This window comes from Acidobacteriota bacterium (assembly GCA_018268895.1).
GTDB lineage: Bacteria > Acidobacteriota > Terriglobia > Terriglobales > Acidobacteriaceae > Edaphobacter.
In genome coordinates this window covers 171,366-193,379 of sequence record JAFDVP010000007.1, presented here as the reverse complement: position 1 = coordinate 193,379, position 22,014 = coordinate 171,366, and the positions used below count along the sequence as shown (strand labels likewise).

General features: G+C 61.2%; 23 protein-coding genes. 13 read left to right on the top strand and 10 right to left on the bottom strand.

The features are described 5' to 3' along the window. Positions 1–64: 64 nt before the first annotated feature. The gene (locus tag JSS95_08395) at positions 65–1,009 is read left to right on the top strand and encodes a LysR family transcriptional regulator (protein MBS1799829.1); all 945 of its coding nucleotides are present in this window, start codon (positions 65–67) and stop codon (positions 1,007–1,009) included. Here the strand turns inward: JSS95_08395 and JSS95_08390 are convergent. Together JSS95_08390 and JSS95_08385 are read right to left on the bottom strand one after the other, a co-directional pair. After that, positions 969–1,475, bottom strand: coding sequence for a 5'-3'-deoxyribonucleotidase (locus JSS95_08390; GenBank protein ID MBS1799828.1), 507 nt, complete (start codon positions 1,473–1,475; stop codon positions 969–971). The genes JSS95_08395 and JSS95_08390 overlap by 41 nt on opposite strands. A gap of 17 nt (positions 1,476–1,492) precedes the next feature. Next, positions 1,493–2,275 carry a hypothetical protein gene (locus tag JSS95_08385; protein MBS1799827.1) on the bottom strand — a complete coding sequence of 261 codons (783 nt, stop codon included), beginning with the start codon at positions 2,273–2,275 and terminating at the stop codon, positions 1,493–1,495. Positions 2,276–2,581: 306 nt separating this feature from the next. Between JSS95_08385 and JSS95_08380 the strand changes: the two genes are divergently transcribed. Together JSS95_08380 and JSS95_08375 are read left to right on the top strand one after the other, a co-directional pair. Continuing rightward, positions 2,582–4,210 (top strand): hypothetical protein, encoded by a 1,629-nt coding sequence (locus JSS95_08380; GenBank protein MBS1799826.1) that lies wholly within the window; start codon positions 2,582–2,584, stop codon positions 4,208–4,210. Positions 4,211–4,426: 216 nt separating this feature from the next. Beyond that, complete coding sequence (locus JSS95_08375) at positions 4,427–6,088, top strand: DHA2 family efflux MFS transporter permease subunit (GenBank protein MBS1799825.1); 1,662 nt, start codon at positions 4,427–4,429, stop codon at positions 6,086–6,088. Positions 6,089–6,339: 251 nt separating this feature from the next. On the opposite strand, the gene JSS95_08370 is transcribed toward JSS95_08375, so the two are convergent. From JSS95_08370 to JSS95_08360, 3 genes are all read right to left on the bottom strand, one after another. Further along, complete coding sequence (locus JSS95_08370; GenBank protein MBS1799824.1) at positions 6,340–7,815, bottom strand: outer membrane beta-barrel protein; 1,476 nt, start codon at positions 7,813–7,815, stop codon at positions 6,340–6,342. A gap of 245 nt (positions 7,816–8,060) precedes the next feature. After that, positions 8,061–9,362 (bottom strand): porin, encoded by a 1,302-nt coding sequence (locus tag JSS95_08365; GenBank protein MBS1799823.1) that lies wholly within the window; start codon positions 9,360–9,362, stop codon positions 8,061–8,063. 541 nt (positions 9,363–9,903) lie between these two features. Then, the gene (locus JSS95_08360) at positions 9,904–10,938 is read right to left on the bottom strand and encodes an aldo/keto reductase (protein ID MBS1799822.1); all 1,035 of its coding nucleotides are present in this window, start codon (positions 10,936–10,938) and stop codon (positions 9,904–9,906) included. Between the two features lie 89 nt (positions 10,939–11,027). On the opposite strand from JSS95_08360, the gene JSS95_08355 reads away from it, so the two are divergent. After that, positions 11,028–11,357, top strand: a complete 330-nt coding sequence (locus JSS95_08355) for a hypothetical protein (protein MBS1799821.1) — start codon at positions 11,028–11,030, stop codon at positions 11,355–11,357. Here the strand turns inward: JSS95_08355 and JSS95_08350 are convergent, their stop codons facing one another. Then, on the bottom strand, positions 11,358–12,584 hold the full coding sequence (locus JSS95_08350; GenBank protein MBS1799820.1) for a glycosyltransferase family 4 protein: 1,227 nt from the start codon (positions 12,582–12,584) through the stop codon (positions 11,358–11,360). Positions 12,585–12,677: 93 nt separating this feature from the next. Here JSS95_08350 and cysK point away from each other — a divergent pair, with 93 nt between their 5' ends. Together cysK and JSS95_08340 are read left to right on the top strand one after the other, a co-directional pair. Continuing rightward, positions 12,678–13,895, top strand: coding sequence for a cysteine synthase A (gene cysK, locus JSS95_08345; protein ID MBS1799819.1), 1,218 nt, complete (start codon positions 12,678–12,680; stop codon positions 13,893–13,895). A 156-nt stretch (positions 13,896–14,051) separates the two neighbouring features. After that, the gene (locus tag JSS95_08340; GenBank protein ID MBS1799818.1) at positions 14,052–14,594 is read left to right on the top strand and encodes a PEP-CTERM sorting domain-containing protein; all 543 of its coding nucleotides are present in this window, start codon (positions 14,052–14,054) and stop codon (positions 14,592–14,594) included. A 216-nt stretch (positions 14,595–14,810) separates the two neighbouring features. On the opposite strand, the gene JSS95_08335 is transcribed toward JSS95_08340, so the two are convergent. Then, the gene (locus JSS95_08335) at positions 14,811–15,137 is read right to left on the bottom strand and encodes a hypothetical protein (GenBank protein ID MBS1799817.1); all 327 of its coding nucleotides are present in this window, start codon (positions 15,135–15,137) and stop codon (positions 14,811–14,813) included. Between the two features lie 76 nt (positions 15,138–15,213). Continuing rightward, complete coding sequence (locus JSS95_08330; protein MBS1799816.1) at positions 15,214–15,426, bottom strand: hypothetical protein; 213 nt, start codon at positions 15,424–15,426, stop codon at positions 15,214–15,216. A 244-nt stretch (positions 15,427–15,670) separates the two neighbouring features. Here JSS95_08330 and prfA point away from each other — a divergent pair, with 244 nt between their 5' ends. The 3 genes from prfA to JSS95_08315 all read left to right on the top strand — a co-directional run bounded on the left by prfA (position 15,671) and on the right by JSS95_08315 (position 18,557). Beyond that, positions 15,671–16,744 (top strand): peptide chain release factor 1, encoded by a 1,074-nt coding sequence (gene prfA / locus JSS95_08325; GenBank protein ID MBS1799815.1) that lies wholly within the window; start codon positions 15,671–15,673, stop codon positions 16,742–16,744. A 77-nt stretch (positions 16,745–16,821) separates the two neighbouring features. Next, positions 16,822–17,652, top strand: coding sequence for a hypothetical protein (locus JSS95_08320; protein MBS1799814.1), 831 nt, complete (start codon positions 16,822–16,824; stop codon positions 17,650–17,652). A gap of 212 nt (positions 17,653–17,864) precedes the next feature. Then, the gene (locus JSS95_08315) at positions 17,865–18,557 is read left to right on the top strand and encodes a hypothetical protein (GenBank protein MBS1799813.1); all 693 of its coding nucleotides are present in this window, start codon (positions 17,865–17,867) and stop codon (positions 18,555–18,557) included. A gap of 156 nt (positions 18,558–18,713) precedes the next feature. Here JSS95_08315 and JSS95_08310 read toward each other — a convergent pair whose 3' ends face one another. Next, entirely contained in the window at positions 18,714–18,947 is a 234-nt protein-coding gene (locus tag JSS95_08310) for a hypothetical protein (GenBank protein ID MBS1799812.1), read from the bottom strand. A gap of 132 nt (positions 18,948–19,079) precedes the next feature. On the opposite strand from JSS95_08310, the gene JSS95_08305 reads away from it, so the two are divergent. The 3 genes from JSS95_08305 (at position 19,080) to JSS95_08295 (ending at position 21,120) form a co-directional block, all read left to right on the top strand. After that, the gene (locus tag JSS95_08305; GenBank protein MBS1799811.1) at positions 19,080–20,261 is read left to right on the top strand and encodes a glycoside hydrolase family 27 protein; all 1,182 of its coding nucleotides are present in this window, start codon (positions 19,080–19,082) and stop codon (positions 20,259–20,261) included. A gap of 176 nt (positions 20,262–20,437) precedes the next feature. Next, positions 20,438–20,833 carry a cupin domain-containing protein gene (locus JSS95_08300; protein MBS1799810.1) on the top strand — a complete coding sequence of 132 codons (396 nt, stop codon included), beginning with the start codon at positions 20,438–20,440 and terminating at the stop codon, positions 20,831–20,833. Positions 20,834–20,913: 80 nt separating this feature from the next. Next, on the top strand, positions 20,914–21,120 hold the full coding sequence (locus JSS95_08295) for a hypothetical protein (protein MBS1799809.1): 207 nt from the start codon (positions 20,914–20,916) through the stop codon (positions 21,118–21,120). Between the two features lie 45 nt (positions 21,121–21,165). Here JSS95_08295 and JSS95_08290 read toward each other — a convergent pair whose 3' ends face one another. Next, positions 21,166–21,435, bottom strand: coding sequence for a DUF2277 domain-containing protein (locus tag JSS95_08290; protein MBS1799808.1), 270 nt, complete (start codon positions 21,433–21,435; stop codon positions 21,166–21,168). A 129-nt stretch (positions 21,436–21,564) separates the two neighbouring features. Here JSS95_08290 and JSS95_08285 point away from each other — a divergent pair, with 129 nt between their 5' ends. Next, a complete protein-coding gene (locus JSS95_08285) occupies positions 21,565–21,927 on the top strand; it encodes a hypothetical protein (GenBank protein ID MBS1799807.1) in 363 nt (120 codons plus the stop codon). Positions 21,928–22,014: the final 87 nt, after the last annotated feature.

Below are 22,014 nucleotides of genomic sequence, written 5' to 3'. Positions count from 1 at the left end.
AAGCCTAGCTCCGCGCGGGCCATACGTCCAATATCTTGTTAGTCACAATTATGATGTTTGAGATATGGATCGCGATCTCGAGCTTCGCCACCTGCGCTACTTCGTCGCCGTCGCCGAGGAGCTCCACTTTGGGCGGGCGGCCGCGCGCCTGCACCTGGCGCAGCCGCCTTTGTCGCAACAGATTCGCAGGCTCGAAGAGATTCTGGGCTACCCGCTCTTCGTGCGGACCTCGCGCGCAGTGCGGCTGACGGCTGCGGGAGAGGTCTTTCTCGAGCGCGCGCGGCGCACGCTGCGCAACGTGGAACAGGACATCGAGGAGGCGCGTTCGATCGGCCGCGGCGACGAGGGCTCGCTGCGCGTAGGCTTCATCGGATCGGGCATGTTGACGCCGTTGCCCGCCATGCTCGGACGCTATCGCCAGCTCCACCCGCGTGTCGAGCTTCAGCTGTCGGAGACCTACACAGCCAACATCGCGGCGTCGATCCATCGCGGCACGCTCGACGCCGGATTTCTACGCGATGGCGGGCCGATCGAGGGCCTGCATGTGGAGTCGTTGTTCTCCGAGGCTTATGTTGCCGTGCTTCCCTCGACGCACCGGTTGGCGGGCCGTAGCGCGATCTCGCCGGCCGATCTGCGCGACGAACCGTTCGTCTTCTTCTCGCCCACGGCGGGCAAGCTGGCGTATGAGAAGACGATGTGGCTGTTCGACGAATACGGCTTCCGCCCGCGCGTGGTGCAGGAGGCGCCGCAGTGGCTGACGATCCTGCGGCTGGTGGGCGCTGGGCTTGGCGTCTCGGTTGGACCGGCGTGCACGCGGCAGATCGCCGGGACGGAGATCGCCTGCCCGGGGCTGCGCGGCGCACGGGTTACGAGCAATATCGAACTTGCCTGTCGGGCAAACGAAGACCGCGCAGTGGTGCGTGCTTTTGCATCTGTGGCGCGAAAGAGCTTTGGAGCTCTTGCAGGCTTTAGCCCAAAAACATCTTCTCGACATCGAGCCAGTCGTTGACGCGGCGGTAGCCTTCGACGCCGGCGTTGTGCGGCGAGCTGAAGAGGATACCTTCGCCCTTGAACCTGCGGAACTGCCGCACGTTGTCGTCGATCAGGTAGTCGGCGTCGAGGATGCCCTTGTCGCCGCAGTAGACGATGTGCGACGGCGCGATGAAGGGGAAGTGCTTTTCCAGCCACACGAACTTCTGCTGGAACGAGGTCGGCACCTCCATGGCGGCAGTGGCGATGAAGACCTCGTACTTCTCCTGTAGACGCTTCATCACGCGCTGCGACTCGGGCATCACGGCCAGGCTCTCAAAAAAGTCTTCAGAGCGCAGGTAGCCGGCGAGCGTGTTGTGGCGGTCCGAAGAGACAACCTGCCACAGCCACTTGCCCTGCAGGTCGGCCAGCGTGATGTTTTCGTTGTGGTCGCGGTTGTAACGCAGAAGGTGTTCGCCCAGCGCATCGGCCATCACCTCGTCCATGTCGACGCAGATTCTTTTCACAGCGAGGCTCTCACAATCGAAGCGGCGATGCTCTCGGTTTGCGCGGGCTTCTTCTGCGGCGCGTCGCGCGCGGGGTCCCAGTAGAGGATGCGCCCGCAGGTCTCGCAGGCAAGCATCGTCTCGTCGTTGGAGCGGTCGCGGAGATCGTTCCAGCGCTGCGGCCGCACCATCATCTGGCAGGCCGAGCACTTCTGGTCGACGCCCTCGGACAGCGCCGTGCCGCGTCCCCTGGCGATGCGGTCGTACATGGAGAGCGCGCTCTCACCGATTTGCGGACGAAGATCGGTGCGCTTCGCCTCCACCTCGGCCAGCAGAGTGCGATCGCGCGCCATGGACTCGGCCCCGCTTGCCCGTTCTTCTTCATAACGCCGGGTAAGGTTGGCGACGGTCTCTTCGGCATCCTTCTTCTGCGTTTCGAGCGTCTCGGTGCGCTCCATGCTCTCAAGCTCGGCGTCTTCAAGCCGCGTGACCTCGCCCTCGGCAAAGGCGATCTCGTGTTCGAGAGCTGCGGCCTGCGCCGTGGTGGTGACGACATCCATCTGTTTGCGCAGGCGGGCGGCCTTCTGCTGGTGGTCCTTGACGTCCAGCTCCTGGCGGCGGCGCAGCGCCTCTTCCTTCTGAATGCCTTCGACGATTCCCGCGAGCTGCTTCTTTGCAGCGTCGACCTCTACCGCCAGCTTTGCTGCGCGTTTGGGCAGCGCGGCCATCTCGTCGTTCAGCCGCCGGGCTTCTACATCGAGGCCCTGCAGCACAACCATCTTTTCAAGATCCGGATGCATCGACTCTGCTCCAACCGACCGCGAATTCGCGCGGAAAACACGGGTTTCTTCTTCTGGATCTGGACCCGTGCACATCCGCGGCCATCTGCGGTCGAAAAAGGAAGTCTAGCACTGGACAGAGTGCGAACCAAAACTGGAACAGGCGCACTGTACCCGCGTTGAGAAACCTGCATCCAATGGGGGATAATGGACTGGATTGCGAGGCGCTTCCACTCTGTGTACGGGTCCAGGTGGGCGTCTTTTTTTGCATGACTTGCCCTCGCGGGCATTCTCCCTTGATTGAAATCCCAAGGACTGGTGTGCGTTATGAAGCTCTGGAGCGATTACGAAGGCCGAACCATCGCAGAGGCCTATCCCCTGAAGAAACTGGTGCGCCCCGAAGGCCGCAGCGCCTTCTTCTTAACAACGAATGGCACAGGAACTCCCGCGCTGGTGCGCGTGATTGAAGCGCACTTCGACGAATCGGAGATTCTCACCCGGTGGAAGACCGTCTCCGAGATCGGGCAGGAGAACCTGATGGTGATGCGCAAGTTCGGCGAGACCGAGCTTGATGGCACACCGCTGGTCTATGCCGTGATGGAGCCGACGGAGATCTCGCTGGAAGATCTGCTGTATAACCGCACGCTGACGGTGGATGAGGGCCGCGAGCTTGCGCAGAGTTTGATCGCGGCGCTTGAAGCGCTGCACACGCGCGGCCTGATCCACGGGCAGGTTGAGCCGGCCAACATTCTGGCTGCTGGAGATCTGGTGAAGCTGCGCAGCGACTGCGTCAAGGTAGCAGCCGACGATCCCGACGGCGGCCCAACGGTTGCCGAGCAGAAGGCCGCCGACGCGCACGCGCTTGCCGTGGTGCTGTTGCAGGCGCTCACCGGCCGCACCAGCCTGCAGGGCTCGGCGACGCTGCTGCCTTCGCCGTTCGACGGCATCATTCGCAACGGACTCAGCGGAAGGTGGGGGCTGGCGGAGATGTCGTCCGCACTTGGTCCGGTGAAGCCAAAGCAGGTGGCACAGCCTCCGGCTACGTCGGTCCAACAGCCAGCCGCACCAGCAGCAGCTCCTGAGGCCGCAGTTGCGTCCATCGCACCGCAACCGGAAAAATCTGTAGAAGCGGTAGCTCCTGCGAAGCGGGAGACACCTGCAGTTGCAACAGCCGCAGTTGCGACTGCAACCGCACCCACGCAGGCGAATCTGTTCTCTCCAAAGCCTCAACCGGCTGCGGTGCCTAAACCGGAGGTGTTTGTCTCGACGCCAAAGACTGCCCCGGCCCCGGCTTCGCCGGCATATTCTCCGAGGGCGGTTGCCGACTCGCTCGCCGCAACCGCCGAGAAAAAGCCGGTCACGCCAACACAGGCCCCCGATGTTCGGCATCGCATTGTGAAGCCGGTTGAAGAAGAGCCGCGACGCACGCGCATCTGGATCGCAGCGGCAGCAGCGATCATTCTTCTGCTGGTGCTTGGCTGGAGACTGATGCGCAGCGAACCGGCAACCGATGCAAACGGAGCGGCGAAGCCGGTCTCGACTCTCGGGGCGACGAATGCAAACGCAAAGGAAGGCGCGGCAACTCCTGCTCCCGTAGCAGCGGCGGCGAAACCCTCTGCGTCGAAATTTGCCGGGAAGACTTCGGCTCCGCGCGTACCTGCTCCATCATCAGCCCCAGTCGCGAGTGCGGTGTCTTCTGCAAATGCAGGAGCGAAGACGCAGTGGCGCGTGGTGGCATACACCTACAACCATCAGGATCAGGCACAGCATAAGGCCGACTCCATTGCGCAGCAGCATCCGTCGCTAAACCCTGAGGTCTTCTCGCCCACTGGCCGCGCGCCGTATCTGGTTACAGTGGGCGGACCGATGGGCCGCGAACAGGCGGAGGCCTTCAGGCAGAAGGCGCGCGGCGAAGGCCTGCCGCACGACATCTACACCCAGAACTACTCGCGCTGAGTCTTATGCTTCCTTCGCATACTGCCCGGTGCCCCATCCTTCACAGTCTCATCGTGAAGGGTGGGAGGAACAATCTCATCCGTTGCCACTGAAACGAGTGCCCATTCTGGTGTGCACATTTTCCGGTGCGATCCATGGGGTTTTCCGGGGCAATCTGTCACAACTGCCTGAGAAATTGAATCCGGGGGCCGCGCGGATGAATCCGAACCTAAGCGCATGGCTACGACCACTTTAGAGTTATCTGAATCCCACCTGCTTGAAGCGCGGGAACATGCGGCTCCCGCCCAGGCGTGGAAGCCGCGAATCAACCCGTGGATCGTCGCCATGACGGTGACTCTGGCGACGTTCATGGAGGTGCTCGACTCCTCCATCGCCAACGTCGCCCTGCCGCACATCGCAGGCTCACTTGGCTCGACGCAGGACGAGGCGACCTGGGTACTGACGGCATATCTCGTCGCCAACGCCATCATTCTTCCGGCCGGCGCCTACATGACCACGTTCATCGGGCGCAAGAAGTTCTACATGATCTGCGTGGCGCTGTTCGGCATCAGCTCGGCGCTGTGCGGCATCGCTCCTTCGCTTCCGATCCTGGTCTTCTGCCGCATCCTGCAGGGCATCGGCGGCGGCGGTCTGGCGCCGTCGGAGCAGGCCATTCTCGCCGACACCTTCCCGCCGGAGAAGCGCGGCCAGGCCTTCGCGATGTACGGCCTCGCCGTCGTCTGCGCTCCTGCGATCGGGCCTACGCTTGGCGGCTACATCACCGACAACTTCGACTGGCGCTGGATATTCTTTCTCAACGTACCCATCTGCCTGCTCTCGCTCTTTCTCACCTCGCGCATCGTCGAAGATCCGCCGTGGGTCGAAAAGCAGGTGAAGGAGTCGCAGAAGGGCGGCATCAAGCTCGACTTCCTCGGCTTCGGCCTGCTTGGGCTGACCTTTGGCTCACTGGAGTTCGTGCTCGACAAGGGGCAGGAGGACGACTGGTTCGCCTCGCACCTGATCACCTTCTTTGCTGTGGTGATGGTGGTCGCCTTCATTACCATGATCTGGTGGGAGCTGCGCCAGCTCCGCGTCGGCCATCGCCCCATCATCAACCTCACGCTCTTCAAGAGGAAGAACTTCTCCTTCAGCTTCGTGCTGATGTTTGTCCTCGGTTTTGCGCTCTACGGCACAACGGTGCTGATTCCGCAGTTCGTGCAGACGCTGCTGGGCTATACGGCGGAGCTCGCGGGACTCGTCCTCTCGCCCGCCGGCCTCATGATGATGGCGATGATGCCCGTCGTCGGCGTGCTGTCGGGTAAGGTCGACCCGCGCAAGCTGATGGGCTACGGCTTCGGCATGCTCACGCTCTCGCTGATCGCCATGCACACCATGGACCTGAGCATCAGCTACGGCCGTCTCGTGTTTCTGCGCTGCTTCCAGGCATCGGGACTCGCATTCCTCTTCATCCCGATCAACACCGTCGCCTATATCGGCGTAAAACAGACGGAAAACAACGACGTCTCCGGCCTGACCAACCTTGCGCGCAACATCGGCGGGTCGTGCGGTACCGCCTTCATGGCCACCATGTTGACGCGCAGGACGGCCGAACACGAGAACAACATGGTCCGCAACCTCACCACGGGCAACCCCGCCTTCGTCGAACAGGTGAAAAAACTCAAGGGGATGTTCGGGGGACACGGCGGCGGCAACCCGATGGTCGGCGACGCCGCCCACTCAGCGCAGGCATACATCTACCAGCAGCTTCACCGCCAGGCCGGAATGCTCGCCTACCTCGACATCATCCAGTACCTGGCAGTCTTCTGCGCCTGCATGCTGCCGCTGTTGTTCTTCATCCCCAAGCCGCCGAAGCACCTCGACCCGGGCGCGGGCCACTAGTTAGAGGCGACCGCGGATGCTCGCGGAGACCACGGATAAAACATTGCTTTGTCTTTATCTGTGCTATCCGCTTTTGATCCCGCGCTGGTTCTGTTTACCTCTTCTCGTAGCGCCGTTGAACCCGCGGCAACCCCCGCTATCTAGAACATATGTGTTGCGCCTTCAGCGCTCTGGTTACTCTTCGGCCCAGGCTGGTATGTTGGCGGGCCTTCGGCCCTGAAAGCAGGAACCAGACCTATGAGAAAACGCCGCTAGAACTTGTAGATCAGGTCGACGCCGAAGAAGAGCTGGTTCCTGGCCTTGCCGTTGTTGTAAGCCGGCCGGTCCCAGGAGTGGTCGAAGCGCAGCTCGGAGCGCAGCATGACGGTCGATCCGAAGTCTTTCGTGATGTAGAGCGCATTCGCCGTATGCCTGCCCGGCGTTCCCGTGCGCTGGCCTTTCTTGTCGTTGACGAGCCCGGAGCGCAGGCCTATGTACAGCTTCGAGTTGATGGCGCGATTGAGATAGTTCATCGCCCCATACTCGGGCGCGGTGCAGGTGAGCTGGCCAGGCGCGCAGAAGGCGCCGTTCGCGCCCGTCTCCACCGGCAGCGGCTTCGCCACGTTGTGCGCGAGGTTGGGCACCTCGCGCTCGTACATGAACCACGCCTCTGTAGCGGTATTCCACCTGGCGTTGAAGCGATGGTTCCATGTGGCATCGTACTGCTGCACATTGTTGTAGGCGTACCTGCCGTCGTTGATGCCGTTCGCGCAGAGATACAGGTTGTCGTGATTGCTCGCGGTCGAGTAGTTCACGCATGCAATCGCCGAGGGTTTGCGGTCTTCGGTCCAGGGCGCCACATCGTGTCCGGCAGAGATCCCCAACTGCACCATCCACTGCTTCGTCAGCTTCAGCGTGGCCAGGGCTCCTGTCTCGGTCGAGGGCGTTGCCGAGAAGACCAGCGAGTGCGTCATCGTGTAGTTGCCGGGCGCAAGCTGCGTCTCGATGCCCGGCATCGAGAGAAAACGCCCCAGGCGAATGACGAGCCCTTGTTTCACGGGGAAGTAGAGGTCGAGCGACTGCCAGAGCGGGTCGAAGCCATACTGCCGGTTGTGCTCCAGCAACTGGCCGCTGAAGTATCCCTTCGCCGTGGTGTAGCGGTAGTCGGTGCCGAACATTCCCGAAAGATGAAAGCCCCAGTCGAAGTGCGCGCGCTGCGCGGTGTCGGGCAGCCGTTCCAGCGTGAGCATGGCCTGGTTCAGCACCAGCCGGTTGGGAACGAAGCCGTAGGTGATCGGGTAGCTCGTCTCGGAAGATGTGCTGGCATTAACGGACGCATCGATCCAGCCATACACCTTTGTACGGCCCTTCTCCTGCTTCATCACCGACATTGCCGGATACACATTTCCGTCGGGCACGCCGATCGTCGGCGCTCCGCCATACCCCCAGTCCGCGGAGGGAAACGGCGGCGAATCCAGAGGAGCGTCCAGCGCTGTGCGTACAGCAGGCGCGCTCGCCGCTGCTGTGCCGTTCCAGTCAGCGCGATAGAAGCCGCTCATCCGGCCCCACAGTCCCGCGCTCTGCTGAAGAGTTTCAACAGTGGAGGCAGTCTCGTTCACCGAGGAAGACGGGGTATCGAGGCGCGTCTTCACAATCGCGTTTTCGCCGTCTGCAGCGGCGCGCTCTATCTTGTTCTCCTGCGCACAGGCGCACAAGCACCCAAGCGCCAGTACAAGGCCAAGGCGCATCGCCCGGCCCAACCGGTGTTTTGTCAAATGGGTTCTCTCCGTGGACCTGTGACCCTTCGAGCGTTCCTGCGGCGGAACGCGGGTTACACAGAACGGAGAAAGTCTAACATTATGGGGATTGAATGCAACAGCATGAAACTGAAGAAGATATTTGTATAGACGTCTGTAGAGATCTCTGAGAAGTTCCCTCGCTGCGGAAGCAGGCACTCTGCCTGCTTCCTTTTTGCATACGTTCTGCAAGGCGGCTAGAACTTCACCAGAATCGCCGCCGTCACGCGGTCTTCGCTCTTGCGAAGATCAGGCGACCAGCCTGGCACTGTCGAACCGGCTGCGCCCGTGTTCCCTCCCGGAGGTGTTACGCCTCCCGGCCCGCTGAAGTAGGGAACGTTCGCCGCGCGGTGGTTGTACTCCAGCCTGTAGGTGAAGTACTGACTCGGCATCCAGTCTCCCGTCACCGAGATGTCCCACGCCTTGAACGGATCTCCCGGGTTCTGCGTGAAGTATGGCGTGCCAGAAGTAGCCGTCGCACCATTGATCGGCGGCAGCAGCACAAGATAACGTCCCGGATTATTGATGCGTCCTCCGCCGACAGTGACGGCGTAACGGTCGCGATCGAACCACAGACGGTTATAGATCATAAAGCCGAGGAAGCTCTGCTTCGGGCCGTTCTTGCCGTTGCCGAAGCAGCTTACCCCGCCACCCGACTCGCACCCGATGTCGCCGGTCAGCGTCATCGCCGCCTTGCTCACGCGGCTCAGAGGACGGTCGTAGTACTTGTACTCGATGCTGTCGTCGGAGTGAAAGCGCGTGCGGCCCGTTACGCCCAGCGTGTCGCGGCCCACAGCATACTGGTTGCCCAGAATGGACCACTTGCCGTTCGGACGATAAAGAATCTGCCCTCCGATGCCGGGCCGTTTGTTGAAGCGGCCATACGACTGCCATCCATTCGTCACCCACGGCTCGATCTTCAGCTTCGCCGTCGGGAACCACTGCACACGCAGTCCGTTGAAGAACCACGGCGTGTTCGACGAGACATACGACGGCTGATACGCCCAGTTGTCGAACTGGTAGTACGAGAACAGACCTACATACGACATAAAGATTCCGGCGTCGACATTGATGCCGTGCTGCACATTGAAGTGATAGCCGCCATACGCCTCCGAGACGTAGCGATACGCATCGGCCAGGTTCCACTGTCCGCGCGCCGGCGAGGCGTCGTTGCGAGGCGTGGTCTGCGAGTACATGCCGAACTGCGTCATCAGCCGCGCGCGCACGTTGTCGTAGTGGAAGTCTCCGCCTACGCCGAGCTGCGTCAACTGGAACTCGTTCGCTCGAAAGACCTCGCTCGATCCGCTGATGGTGTTGTCCTGCGGATGATTGAAGTCGTACGTGTAGTTCACGTCGGAGCGAATCTCCGGCGTGAAGAACTTCGTCGCGTATGGCGTGTCCTTGGTGCGCGCGTTGCCGTTCAGCCAGGTGAAGTCCGCAAAGGCGAACGGCTCCGAGTGTGGATCGTTGGCGCTTGACTTTACCGGAGGAGGCGGCATCGAACGCTGGGGAGCAACAACAGCCGCGCGCTCAGCCGCATCGCTGGCCGACGACGAGGACGACGACACCAATCCCTGTGCTGCCTCTGGCTTCGCCTGTGTCGATCCAGGAACTTGCTGCGCCTTTTCCTTCGCGCGTGCCTGCTTCAGCGCAAGCAGCTCCTTCTGAATCTCCTCAAGCCTCTGCTGAAGCATGTCGATTCGCTGGTCGTCACTCACCGTATTGCTGACCGCAGACGGAGCGGTCTCACTCCCCTGCGCAACACTGTGCGCGCCATTCACGAACACGCCGGCTAAAAGGGACGCCCCTAAAAAACGCACTGCAACATTACAGATTCTCTGGCTCTTCACGGTATCTCTCGCTCCCTCGCGAACATGCGCGCAGCCTCCTGGCCGCGACGCAGGTCGTACAGGCTTCATCGTAGGAAGCCTGCGATAACGAAACCGTCAGAAAGTCATAAAGAAGACGTAAAGGTGATGCGCAAGAAAAAGGGCGAAGCCTCCCGGCCTCGCCCTCTTAAGTCGCTGCACGGTATTGGGCTTACACCGGCAGCGGGTTGCGCTCCGTGAACTGCTCCTGGTGCCAGTACGGATACGCGCGCGGCAGGGCGCTCGCTGCATCCAGCTTCGCTACCTGCTCCGGCGTCAGCTTCCAGCCCACCGATGCAAGATTCGCCCTCAACTGCTCCTCGTTGCGCGCGCCGATGATCAACGTCGAGACCGTCGGCCGACCGAGCAGCCAGTTCAGCGCGATCTGCGGCACCGTCTTGCCTGTCTCCTTCGCCACCTCGTCGATTGCATCGACCACCTTGTAAACATACTCGTCATCGGGCCGCGGTCCGCTGTCGAGAACGACCTTGGTCTGCAAACGACTGTCCTTCGGCAGCGGTTGTCCGCGGCGAATCTTTCCCGTCAGGCGGCCCCATCCCAGCGGCGACCACACCAGCGCGCCCACGCCCTGGTCGAGCGCCAGCGGCATCAGCTCCCACTCATAGTCGCGGCCAATCAGCGAGTAGTACACCTGGTGCCCCACATACTTCGCCCAGCCGTAGCGCTCGCTCACGCTCAACGACTTCATCAGATGCCAGCCCGAGAAGTTCGAGCACGCGATGTAGCGAACCTTGCCCTCGCGCACAAATTTGTCCAGCGTGTTCAGCGTCTCGTCGACGGGCGTCGTCGCGTCGAAGGCGTGCATGTGATAGACGTCGATGTAGTCCGTGCCCAGCCGCTTCAGGCTTCCTTCAAGCTGCTGCACGATGTGATACCTGCTGGAACCAACATTGTTTGGCCCCTCGCCGAAACGAAACGTCGTCTTGGTCGAGATCAGCACATCCTCGCGCTTATACGCCTTGAGCGCCTTGCCCAGAGCCTCTTCGCTCGATCCGTTCGAGTACACGTCGGCGGTGTCGAAGAAGTTCAGCCCCGCATCCATACAGATGCCGATGATGCGGTCAGCCTCGTTCTGCGTCGTCTCCGACCACGCCTTGAAGAACTCGTTGTTCGCACCCAGCGTGCCCGCGCCGAAGCAAAGCTCCGGCACCTTCAGTCCCGATTTACCAAGCTGTCTGTATTCCATGGCAATAAGATGCCTCCAGTTGCAGGATTGTTTCAACAGCAGGCCATTTCCATTGGAACCCCCAGGATCATGTGCTAAGTGTATAGACCATGAGAACCCTGCTCTGCATCATGCTGCTCTGCACCTCGTTCGCCATCGCCGCCCCAAATCCATCGGATTACAACGTCAATGTTCACGTCGTCGAATCGAAGACGCGTTATTATCCGAATCCCGTCCGTGGCTATCAGCAGATTACGGTCGTTATCGACGGATACAAATATGAGCTGGAAGCTCTGAGTGAAGGCGTTCTCGCACTGGGCGATTACAAGGCAAAGCTCACTGAGACGAGCAAAAACGGATACGACATCAACCGCACCTATACGTTTCTTCTCCCCGATGGCAAAACGCGGGACTTCAACCTGTCCGGCATCTTGCAGTAATTACTCTTCCGGAGACGAGATCTTCCCCGTCAGCTTCGCAATGGCTCTCCGCAGAGCAGCAATATCTCTCTCGAAGTCCCATTCGTTGATGCGCTCAAACGCGGCGCGGCCCATGCGCTCGGCCTCTCCGGGCGTGTCGATCACACGATGCAGCGCCGTTGCCAGCGCCTCAATATCGCCAACCGGATACACATAGCCCTCCACCCCGTCAGTCACAAGATCGGGATGCGCGCCGACATCGCTGCTCACGATCACCGGACGCTGCGCATTCATCGCCTCGTTCACAATCAACCCCCAGGGCTCGTGGCGCGCGGGCAGCACGAAGACCGTCGCAAGATCGAAGTAGCGCGGCAGCTCCGACTGGTTGCGGAAGCCGCAGAACCTCACATCGGCAAGCCCCTCTGCCTCGCGCTCCAGCATTTCGCGCGTCTCGCCATCGCCCACAATCAGCAGATAAGGCCGCTTGCCGGTGCGAGCAAGAAGCAGCCTGTAGGCTTCCAGCAGATGATCCGCGTGCTTGCGCTGCTGCAGCTTCGAGGCGAACAGAATGACCGGCCTTCCCGGCTCGATCCCCCACTCGGCCATCAGCTCCGCGCGTCGCGGAGCAGCCTCTTCGCTTCTGCTTTGAAAGTAGGCATTATCGACCGCATAGGGCATCAGAAACCGCGGCACCGAGTCTCCAACAGCATGTTGCCAGTAAGCATCGTTGAGCGTGCCCACCGTCAACACGCCATCGATCAACTGACGCAGGCCAAGAAAGAACAGCCGCTTCGCCGCCAGCTTCATCTCCGATCGAGAGCGGTCGATCATCGTCGAGTCCGACCGCATCAGCACCGGAATCCCCAGCGCCTTCGCCGCCAGCATCGCCGCCATCGAGTTCACCATGGCGTAGCCATGAACCCACAGCAGGTCGAATGGCGGCTCTCCATTGCGGCCCTTGAGGCGTCGAAGAAATCCCCGATTCAGCGGAGCAGTCACCGTCTGTGTGCCGATATCGCGAAGGACCGGAAGAAACTCGTGCTTGTAGCCGCCCAGCAGCGGAAGGTCCCACTTCAGGTCGACGCCGAAGCCGTCGTCTTTATAACCGCGAACGGAAAAATCGGAGCCGTAGAACACGGTCAGATCGATATCCGGTTCCTGCGCGATCCTCCTCAGCAGGGGCACCTGATATTGGATGGGATGACTGACAAGATACGCGATGCGGACGGGGAGTCTCACTGCCAACATGCTACCGCACGATGCCGCATCGCTCACTCCACCGGCTTGTCGGCCTGCGGATCTCTGGAGGTCTTGTCGCCACGTGTGGGTTCTCTCTGCGCCATGGATTCTCGCGCATTCATCAGATCGAACCCTCCGCGCCAAGATCGCCATGCCTCTTGCGAACCCATCTCCAATGGATGCACAAACTCGTCGCTCCATCTAGAATCTTCCCTGACCTCAGAAGCGCACGGGCCTCCATCTCAATCACAGGAGTCACGAGTGGGACATCTCTATGCAAACATCCTTGAGACCGTCGGCCATACACCGGCAGTCCGCATCAACCGCCTTGCGCCGGAAGGCGTGAATCTCTACGTCAAGGTCGAGGCCTTCAATCCTCTCGGCTCCGTCAAAGACCGGCTCGCCGTCGGCGTGATCGAAGACGCCGAGCGCACCGGCAGGCTGAAGCCCGGCATGACCGTCATCGAGGCCACCAGCGGAAACACGGGCATCGGTCTCGCCATGGTCTGTGCGCAAAAGGGTTACCCGCTCGTCCTCGTGATGGCCGACACCTTCTCCATCGAACGGCGGCGCCTGATGCGCTTCCTCGGCGCGAAGGTCATCCTCACCCCCAGCGCCGTGCGCGGCACCGGCATGGCTGCCAAGGCCGCCGAGCTTGCCGAAAAACACGGCTGGTTCCTCACCCGTCAGTTCACCAACGAGGCCAACCCCGACTTCCACTCCAGGACCACCGCCGTCGAGATCCTCGACGACTTCAAAGGCCAGCGGCTCGACTACTGGGTCACCGGCTTCGGCACCGGAGGCACACTCAAAGGCGTCGCCCGCGTGCTCGCAAAGGAGAGCCCCGAAACAAAGGTCGTCGTCTGCGAACCCGCCGACGCGCCCATGGTCTCCAGCGGCATCCCGCAGCAGAGCGACGCCGCGGGCGAACCCCTGGGCAGCCACCCCTCCTGGAAACCGCATCCGCAGCAGGGCTGGAGCCCCGACTTCATCCCCAAGCTGACGCAGGACGCCCTCGCCGCAAACAAGATCGACCAGGTCGTGACCGTCGAGAACGCCGAGGCGCTGAAGTGGAGCAAAGAACTCGCCCGCAAGGAGGGCATCTTCGTCGGCATCAGCTCAGGGGCAACCTTCGCCGGGGCCATCAAGATCGCCGAAAAGGCCCCCAAAGGCTCGACCATCCTCTGCATGCTGCCCGACACTGGCGAGCGCTATCTTTCGACGCCGCTCTTCAGCGATGTCGCAGCCGACATGAACGAGGAGGAGACCGCCATCTCGCACTCCACCCCCAGCGCGTGGCTGCCTCCTGCACCGGCTTAGGCCGCAAGAGAAATACTTCCACCGCTCTATGCAAAAATTTGCGCTTTGCTGCTGAAGCTCGCTCGTAAGTGACTCTTGTTCAAGCACCTGCCTTTGGTACTCCACATGCATCAGCTAAGGCTCAGGCCTTAAGTCAAAAAATAGAGGAGTGTTCTCATGAACTTGCGAGCGGTGACTAGACTGTGCCTTGCGGCATCCCTGGCTTTGGGTGTTTCCGGAGTCGCATTTGGCGATACCTACGCCCTTACGAACAGCAACGGCGGCGACGGCTACGTCGTCGGTTCGGCGCCTACGTTCCAACTGTGGGGCTCCGACAACGGCGCTCAGAACAATTATGCGGTCTACAGCACGACCGTTTCGGCTGCTGAGACCGTGAGCTTCAACTGGGCATACTCCACCTTCGACTGCTGCGGCTCCGTCTGGGACCCGGCCGGCTACGTCCTGAACGGCGTCTATCACCAGCTGAGCACGAACTCTGATATCCAGTTCCAGCTCGACACCAGCGGCGTCCTGACCCTCAGCCTGGCTGCGGGCGACAAGTTCGGCTTCTACGTCTTCTCGCCGGATAGCATCCAGGGCCGCGCCGAACTGGCAGTCAGCCCCGCCTCGGCCGCCACCCCCGAACCCGGCACCCTGCTGCTCCTCGGCACAGGCCTGCTTGGCTTCGCCGGCGCCGCCCGCAGAAAGCTGATGGCGTAAAAAACATCGTCGCAGCAAACAATTCTAAGGATGCCCACCTCACAAAGGTGGGCATCGGTTTTTAAGTGCGGCCACACACCGGGTGCCCCCTCTTCGGCGCGGTCTCATCGCGCCTAAGGTGGGCATTCGAGCGAAGCTCGAACCGTCTCTGACTCAATCCTCATCCTGCAAACCCACCTTAGCCCGCTTCGCGGTCGAAGATGGGGCACCCAGATGTTATCTGCTTCCGAGACGTGCGGTGATCCTGTCTACCCTGTCACCGCGACGGATCTTCGCTGCCTGGCGATGCAGGTGCCGTACAGGATCGTCAGGGCCGCCTGACTCTTCTTCTTCCATCTCTTCATCCAGCTTCTCTTCGATCACATATCGCATCTGCGGTTCAGCGATGACCTGTAGCTGATGCAACGCATTTCCAAGAGAGGCAATGCTTGGACGAAAACCTTGCCGTCTTCGTCTCCAGCGCAATCGCTGCCACACAAAAACTATGCTGAACACCAACATCACAACATCTAGCCAAACGGCCAGAATCTGATCGAAACGCACAAGGCTCCTCCCGAGTTGGAAGACAAAGACAGATTCACGCGTCCATCACGAACGTGAAGACAGATCGCAGCAACTCTTAAGTAAGAAAGGGAGGAGGTCGTCGAAACAGCGACGGCGAACCGTCTTCAAAGACACAGCCGCGTTCCCGCTCGTCTTCGCCGTCGTAGGAAGGCAGCACAACCAGCGCGAACAAAAACATAGGGACAAGAACGATGCCGCAGACCGCGACCGGGCTATGGCTAATGGCTGACAGCAGAACGACCAGCAGCAAAAGCGTCACAACAGCCACTATCCACGGCTGCTGAGTCAAACTTTTATGCTGGTGATGCAGAAGCATAGGCACAGTATAAGCACCCGCTAATTTCCTCACCGCATCGCATGGCAGGGGAGTAACATCTATATAGAGATGCGATTCGCAGCCGAAATTCCGGTGTCTTCCCCCGGCGTGACCCCCACCCGTCACGACTTCGCCTAGCTGCGCCAAATCCTCGCTACTCTCTACCCCCTATTCCCTACACCCTAAAGGATTTGCCATGTTCGACCGCCTCGACCAGATGGAAGCGCGCTACGAAGAGCTCGGCCAGCAGCTTGCCGACCCCGCGCTCGTCACCGACCAGAAGAAGTTCTCCGCCACCGCCAAGGCGCACCGCGACCTCGAGCCCGTCGTCGAGAAGTTCCGCGAGTACAAGAACGTGAAGCAGGGCGTCGCCGATGCGAAGACAATGCTCGCCGAGGACGACGCGGACATTAAGGAGATGGCCCAGGCCGAGCTTCTCGCGCTTGAGCCGCGCATGGCCGAGATCGAGGAGGAGCTGAAGGTCATGCTCCTGCCTAAGGACCCCAACGACGACAAGAACATCATCATCGAGCTGCGCGCCGGAACCGGCGGCGACGAGGCCGCCATCTTCGTCTCCGAGATGTTCCGCACCTACCTCCGCTTCGCCGAGCAGCACCGCTGGAAGGTGCAGGTGCTCTCCAGCTCCGAGACCGGCATCGGCGGCGGCATGAAGGAAGTGACGGCCATCTTCGAGGGTGACAAGGTCTACTCGCAGATGAAGTACGAGTCCGGCGTGCACCGCGTGCAGCGCGTCCCCGCCACCGAGACGCAGGGGCGCGTCCACACGTCTGCGATCACCGTCGCCGTGCTGCCCGAGGCCGAAGAGGTCGACATCAAGATCGAGGCCAAGGACCTCCGCATCGACACCTTCTGCTCCTCCGGCCCCGGCGGGCAGTCGGTGAATACAACGTACTCCGCCGTGCGCATCACGCACATTCCGACCAACACCGTCGTTAGCTGCCAGGACGAGAAGTCGCAGATCAAGAACCGCGAGAAGGCGATGCGCGTCCTCCGCGCGCGGCTGTACGAGGTCGAAGAGGAGCGCATCCACCAGGAGCAAGCCAAGGACCGCAAGCAGCAGGTCGGCACCGGCGACCGCTCCGAGAAGATCCGCACCTACAACTTCCCGCAGAACCGCCTCACCGACCACCGCATCGGCCTCACCACGCACCAGCTCAACATGGTGATGGAAGGGATGCTGCAACCGACGATCGACGCGCTGATCGCGCACGATATCGCGGAGAAGATGAAGGCCGAGACTGCGGCGTAAGTCCGCAGTTGGTACAACAGGCACCCGATTTGTTGACTGTGCGAGAATGCACCACAAGGCATTCCCAGGGGACAACGGTGCGGTCTCGTCTCGTCAGCGTCATTCTTTACGCAGTCTTTGTGCCCATCGCGTGCTTCGCGCAACAGCATGCGGTCAACTCCGCCGCTCCCGCGCCTTCGCTGCATGAGATCCTCATCCGCCTGCAGCAGAACCTGTGGGACTACGAGAGCAACGTCCCCAACTTCTTCGCCGAAGAGCACGTCGTCTCCGTGTTGCAGCAGGAGGGCGCGCGCGACATCAAGACGACGACCGACTCCATCTTCCGGCTGCGCCGCTCCGCCGCCGCCATCGGAGAGCCGCATACCCTGACAGAGACGCGCGAGATCAAGACCGTCAACAAAAAGGCCGCGAAGGGAAGCGACATTCAGGGCCCGGCCATCTTTACCGGAGCCTTCAGCACCGGCCTCAGCGTCGTCTCGCTGGAGATGTCGCGTTGCCTGGACTATACGCTCGAGCCCTCCGGGGAGCTGAATCACGCGCCCGCCATCGTCATCAGCTACGTCATCAAGCCCGACATGCTCGGCGACGAGAGCTGCCCCGGCCCGGAGAAGCAGTCGGGCCGCGCCTGGTTCGACCCCGCCGGTCTCCACGTCCTGCGCATTGAGATGGCCATCCCCAACCACAAGGACAACCACGACGTCCGCACCTTCTGGACATGGTCGGTCGACTATGCACCGGTCACCTTCGATTTCCGCCAGTTCTGGATGCCGAAGACGATCACCTCAAAGGCCGTGGCCAACAGCGACCCCATCGTCTGGTCCTTCACGGCAACCTACAGCAACTATCATAAGCTCACCGTCAGCTCGCACATCATCACCGATGTCGGCGACAGCCCGCCGCCCCAGTAATTCTTGCTCCGGTTGCAAATGCCCTTTTTGCAGAGGAGAATTCACCCAGGCCGTTTTCAGGAGCACCATTGCGGTTCCACTTCGCCATCCTCATCTGGATCGCCTCTGCGTTGTGCGTGATTGGAGCAGCACAGCAGTCTGTCCCTCCAGCGAAAAGCACAACTGTAACTCGCTCTCTCCACGATATACTGCTTCGCCTGCAACAAAACCTCTTGGACTATCAAACGAACGTTCCCAACTTCTTCTGCGACGAGCACGCCATCTCCGATATCGTGCTGCCCAACCGCCGCCGCACATTCAGGACAACGACCGACTCGATCTTCAGCCTGCAAAGAGCATCTGCCGGCGCAAACACTCTCAGCGAAAGCCGCGAGGTCAAACGTGTCAACGGCGCGCCTGCATCCGGCGGGTCGGTTCAAGGCCCGGCGATCTTTACCGGCGCCTTTAGCGGTGCGCTCTCCGTCGTCTCACCCGAGATGGCGCGCTGCTATGACTACACCCTTGAAGGGGCGGGGCAGTTGGACATGACGCCGGCAATCTCGATCTCGTATGCCACCAGGCCCAGCGCGAATAAGGACCCATTCTGCCCAGGGCCGGAGAAGGAGTCCGGCATCGCGTGGATCGATCCCGTCAGCTTCCATCTGTTGCGCATCGAGATGCGCACCCCGAATCACGCAATGGATCCAGGAACACGCGCCATGTGGACGTGGGCCGTCGACTACGCTCCGGTCACCTTCGACAACAAGGAGTTCTGGGTGCCTCGAGCGATCTCCACCCAGGCCCGGGCAAACGATATCCCGGTGGTATGGTCCTTCGCTGCAAGCTACAGCAACTACCACAAGCTCACCGTCAGATCGCACATCATCACCGATGTCGGAGACAGCCCATCAACGCCGCCGCAATAGCACGGCGATGCCGGGGATGCGGCTACGAACCGCGAACCCGCAGTCGAAGGACCTGCACTCTTCATCGCGCAGATGTTCACCGCGACAGGAAAAAATGCAGGTCCTGCGACTCGCCTTCGGTCCGCTCAGGATGACAACATGATCCCGAGTATCCTGTTACGAGCGCCTCAGCCCGAAGAAGTATTGAATCAGCAGGTACGTGTCGTAAAGCAGAAAGACGATCCAGCCCGCGGTGTAGATGCCGACCGACCACGCGAGGAAGCGCTGCCGCTTCTCCTTGCCGATCAGTGTTCCGGCGATCAGCAGCGCCACCGCCAGAAGGACAACCAGGCCGATTGCGGCGATCTTCAGCAACATGGCGACTGGATAGGCTCCGCCCATGTCTGCCATGCTCTCATAACCGGCGGGCGAAGGGGCCGCGGTTCTTCCAGTAGAAGCTCTCTTCGATCGCAACAATTGACAAAGCCTGCCTCACCCCGTCTCATGGTTCAGACCGAACAACCCACAGAGGAGCATCACCGAATGCGCCGTTGCTTATCGCTCGCCGTCGCCCTTGTTGTAGCCGCACTACCCATCTCTGCACAACAATTAGCCGCCACGCCGCCCATGGGCTGGAACTCCTGGAACTGGTTCGCCGGCAAGGTGACGGACGCCGACATCCGCAAAGCCGCCGACCTGATGGTCTCGAGCGGCATGCGCGACGCCGGCTACGTCTACGTCAACATCGACGACACCTGGGAGGGCAAGCGCGACGCGCAGGGCAACATCACCTCCAACGAGAAGTTCCCCGACATGAAGGCGCTTGCCGACTACGTGCACTCCAAGGGCCTCAAGATCGGCATCTACTCCTCGCCCGGCCCGCAGACCTGCGCCAGGTACGAAGGCTCCTTCGGCCACGAGGAGCAGGATGCCAAAACCTACGCCGCGTGGGGCTTCGACTACCTCAAATACGACCTCTGCAGCTTCGGCAAGAACATGCGCGACGCCCACCCTAACGACTTCGCCGCGCAGAATCAGATGATGCGCGACGCCTACACCAAGATGCACAACGCGCTCGTCAAGACCGGCCGCCCCATCGTCTTCTCTCTCTGCCAGTACGGCTTCGACCAGTCGTGGCAGTGGGCGCCCTCGGTCGGCGGCAACCTCTGGCGCACCACCGACGACATCCGCGCCAACTACGACAGCATGATTCTCATCGGCCTCTCGCAGGCGGGCCTGTCGAAGTTCGCCGGCCCCGGCCACTGGAACGACCCCGACATGCTTGAGGTCGGCAACGGCAAGATGAACCACGACGAAAACATCTCGCACATGACGATGTGGTCGATGCTTGCCGCACCGCTGATTGCCGGCAACAACTTCACCGAGATGAGCGACGACGTCCGCTCCATCCTCACCAACAAGGAGGTCGTCGCCATCGACCAGGATAAGCTGGGCCACCAGGGCGACCGCCTCTGGGCCGGCGAAGAGACCGAGATATGGTCGCGCCCACTGGCCGACGGCTCCGTCGCGCTCGCCATCTTCAACCTCGCCAACAACCGCAGCACGATGCGCGGTCTGCGTCTTCACCTCAAGGAGGCAGGCTTCCCCAGCGGAACAGCTCATGCCCGCGACCTCTGGGAGCATAAGGACCTCGGCGTCCTCAAGGACACCGACGTCTTTACCATCCCACGCCACGGCGCCGTGATGCTGAAGCTGACGAAGTAGCTCTTCTCAATGGGCAATAGCGGTGCCCTATACATGACGCAGTCTCATCGCGGCATGTATGGGTTCATTCGAACGAAGCTCGAACCCTGCCGGGGTCGTCCCACATCTCAAGCCCGGGATGTGGGGCACCCGGCGTTGTCTGCGGAGTATTGTCATGGAGGCGTAGAATCCCGCACATGGAGATCACGCGCGCAGGTTCACAGCCCTCAGGCAAAGGCCCTTCAGACTGGTTTACCGGCACGGTGCGCATCGACCCGCTGTTTCAGGCGCCCGACCCGGCGCTGGTCGCTGGTGCCAGCGTGACCTTTGAGCCGGGAGCGCGAACCGCGTGGCACACGCATCCACTGGGCCAGACGCTGATCGTCACCGCTGGCTGCGGATGGGCGCAGCGCGAAGGCGGTACCGTCGAAGAGATCCGCCCCGGCGACGTAGTCTGGTTCGCGCCAAACGAAAAGCACTGGCACGGCGCGACGCCGGCCACGGCGATGACGCACCTTGCCGTTCAGGAGCGGTTGGACGGCAAGGTCGTCGACTGGATGGAGCAGGTTAGCGACGAACAATACCGGCGATAGACCGGGACACTCAAATTGCTGTATTCCCTCGATCCGAGGGGCTGGAACGGGAGATGACGCGACGTTATCATGGAGACGTTATGCCGTTCCCGATCAAAACATGTGCAGTATGTGGCGAAGAGTTTGAGTTGAAACCCGGCAAGCCTGGCTTTGCCAATCGCTGTCCCACGTGCAGCGTTGAAGACGAAGAGGCCAGCGAAAAAGGAACGCTCGACGCGGGCAACAAGGAGCAGAACGCGCACCGCCGGGCCGCGATCAAGGACTTGCTCTACCGCAAGGACAGATAAAACCTGCGTCCTAATATGACCAGGACTGGGGCACCCGGCGCCGGTTCAGTTTTGATAGCGCAGAGCACTCCGCGCCTTTGCCTTTGCGGCCTCTTCTTCGCGGTTCTTCGGTTCGGCGGTGGTTTCAAGCGAACGCAGCAGCATCGCCGAGACCTGCATCACACCTTCGACGGCCTCGTTGAATATCTGCTCGTTTGCCTTCGACGGCTTGCTGAAGCCGCTGATCTTGCGCACGAACTGCAAGGAGGCGGCGCGGATCTCGTCGTCGGTGACGGGCGGATCGAAGTTGAACAGCATCCTGATATTCCGGCACATGGGACAGCCTCCGCACTATTTTCATCCCCCTGCACATCGCCGTGCAATCCTTTGCGCATCTACTATCTGGATTACAGGAGCGGGATTTGTAAGAATTCCCTCGACAATATCCGATGATGGACGCGGAGAATGGCTGCTGAGATGTACGCCCAAAGTGCCCACAAACAAACAGTATGGCGCGGACTCTACCTACGGTTGGCGATCCAGACCGCGCTATTGACAGGCTTCCTTCCCTTTACGGCGCTGTCCATGTACCTGGCGGGCGACGCGTGGTTCTTCCTTGTTGTGCCCTACCTGCTGATGTGGCTTGCGATGGGGTATCTGTTGAGCGAGTGGAAGTGTCCCGGCTGCCTGCGGAGCTACCTCAAACGCGGACAGTACGGGTTGACCTTCCCGGGAAAGCTGCAGTGCGTGAACTGCGGCCTTGCGGTGGGTGAGGAGCGAAATCCCGAATTCTCCGCGCGCGGGGCGGTGGCTGCGCGCAACCGCTAGCTCTGCCTGCATCATGCCCGGCGCGGGGCGACCCGGTTATCGGCCAGGCTGAAGCCCTTGACAGCTTCGGTACTCTAAAATGTCTGG

Bases quoted from the DNA above. Each gene is read 5' to 3' on its own strand.
- JSS95_08395 (MBS1799829.1), top strand. From the start codon at position 65: ATGGATCGCGATCTCGAGCTTCGCCACCTGCGCTACTTCGTCGCCGTC.
- JSS95_08390 (MBS1799828.1), bottom strand. From the start codon at position 1,475: ATGGACGAGGTGATGGCCGATGCGCTGGGCGAACACCTTCTGCGTTAC.
- JSS95_08385 (MBS1799827.1), bottom strand. From the start codon at position 2,275: ATGCATCCGGATCTTGAAAAGATGGTTGTGCTGCAGGGCCTCGATGTA.
- JSS95_08380 (MBS1799826.1), top strand. From the start codon at position 2,582: ATGAAGCTCTGGAGCGATTACGAAGGCCGAACCATCGCAGAGGCCTAT.
- JSS95_08375 (MBS1799825.1), top strand. From the start codon at position 4,427: ATGGCTACGACCACTTTAGAGTTATCTGAATCCCACCTGCTTGAAGCG.
- JSS95_08370 (MBS1799824.1), bottom strand. From the start codon at position 7,815: ATGCGCCTTGGCCTTGTACTGGCGCTTGGGTGCTTGTGCGCCTGTGCG.
- JSS95_08365 (MBS1799823.1), bottom strand. From the start codon at position 9,362: ATGCCGCCTCCTCCGGTAAAGTCAAGCGCCAACGATCCACACTCGGAG.
- JSS95_08360 (MBS1799822.1), bottom strand. From the start codon at position 10,938: ATGGAATACAGACAGCTTGGTAAATCGGGACTGAAGGTGCCGGAGCTT.
- JSS95_08355 (MBS1799821.1), top strand. From the start codon at position 11,028: ATGAGAACCCTGCTCTGCATCATGCTGCTCTGCACCTCGTTCGCCATC.
- JSS95_08350 (MBS1799820.1), bottom strand. From the start codon at position 12,584: ATGTTGGCAGTGAGACTCCCCGTCCGCATCGCGTATCTTGTCAGTCAT.
- cysK (MBS1799819.1), top strand. From the start codon at position 12,678: ATGGATTCTCGCGCATTCATCAGATCGAACCCTCCGCGCCAAGATCGC.
- JSS95_08340 (MBS1799818.1), top strand. From the start codon at position 14,052: ATGAACTTGCGAGCGGTGACTAGACTGTGCCTTGCGGCATCCCTGGCT.
- prfA (MBS1799815.1), top strand. From the start codon at position 15,671: ATGTTCGACCGCCTCGACCAGATGGAAGCGCGCTACGAAGAGCTCGGC.
- JSS95_08310 (MBS1799812.1), bottom strand. From the start codon at position 18,947: ATGGCAGACATGGGCGGAGCCTATCCAGTCGCCATGTTGCTGAAGATC.
- JSS95_08305 (MBS1799811.1), top strand. From the start codon at position 19,080: ATGCGCCGTTGCTTATCGCTCGCCGTCGCCCTTGTTGTAGCCGCACTA.
- JSS95_08300 (MBS1799810.1), top strand. From the start codon at position 20,438: ATGGAGATCACGCGCGCAGGTTCACAGCCCTCAGGCAAAGGCCCTTCA.
- JSS95_08295 (MBS1799809.1), top strand. From the start codon at position 20,914: ATGCCGTTCCCGATCAAAACATGTGCAGTATGTGGCGAAGAGTTTGAG.
- JSS95_08290 (MBS1799808.1), bottom strand. From the start codon at position 21,435: ATGTGCCGGAATATCAGGATGCTGTTCAACTTCGATCCGCCCGTCACC.
- JSS95_08285 (MBS1799807.1), top strand. From the start codon at position 21,565: ATGGCTGCTGAGATGTACGCCCAAAGTGCCCACAAACAAACAGTATGG.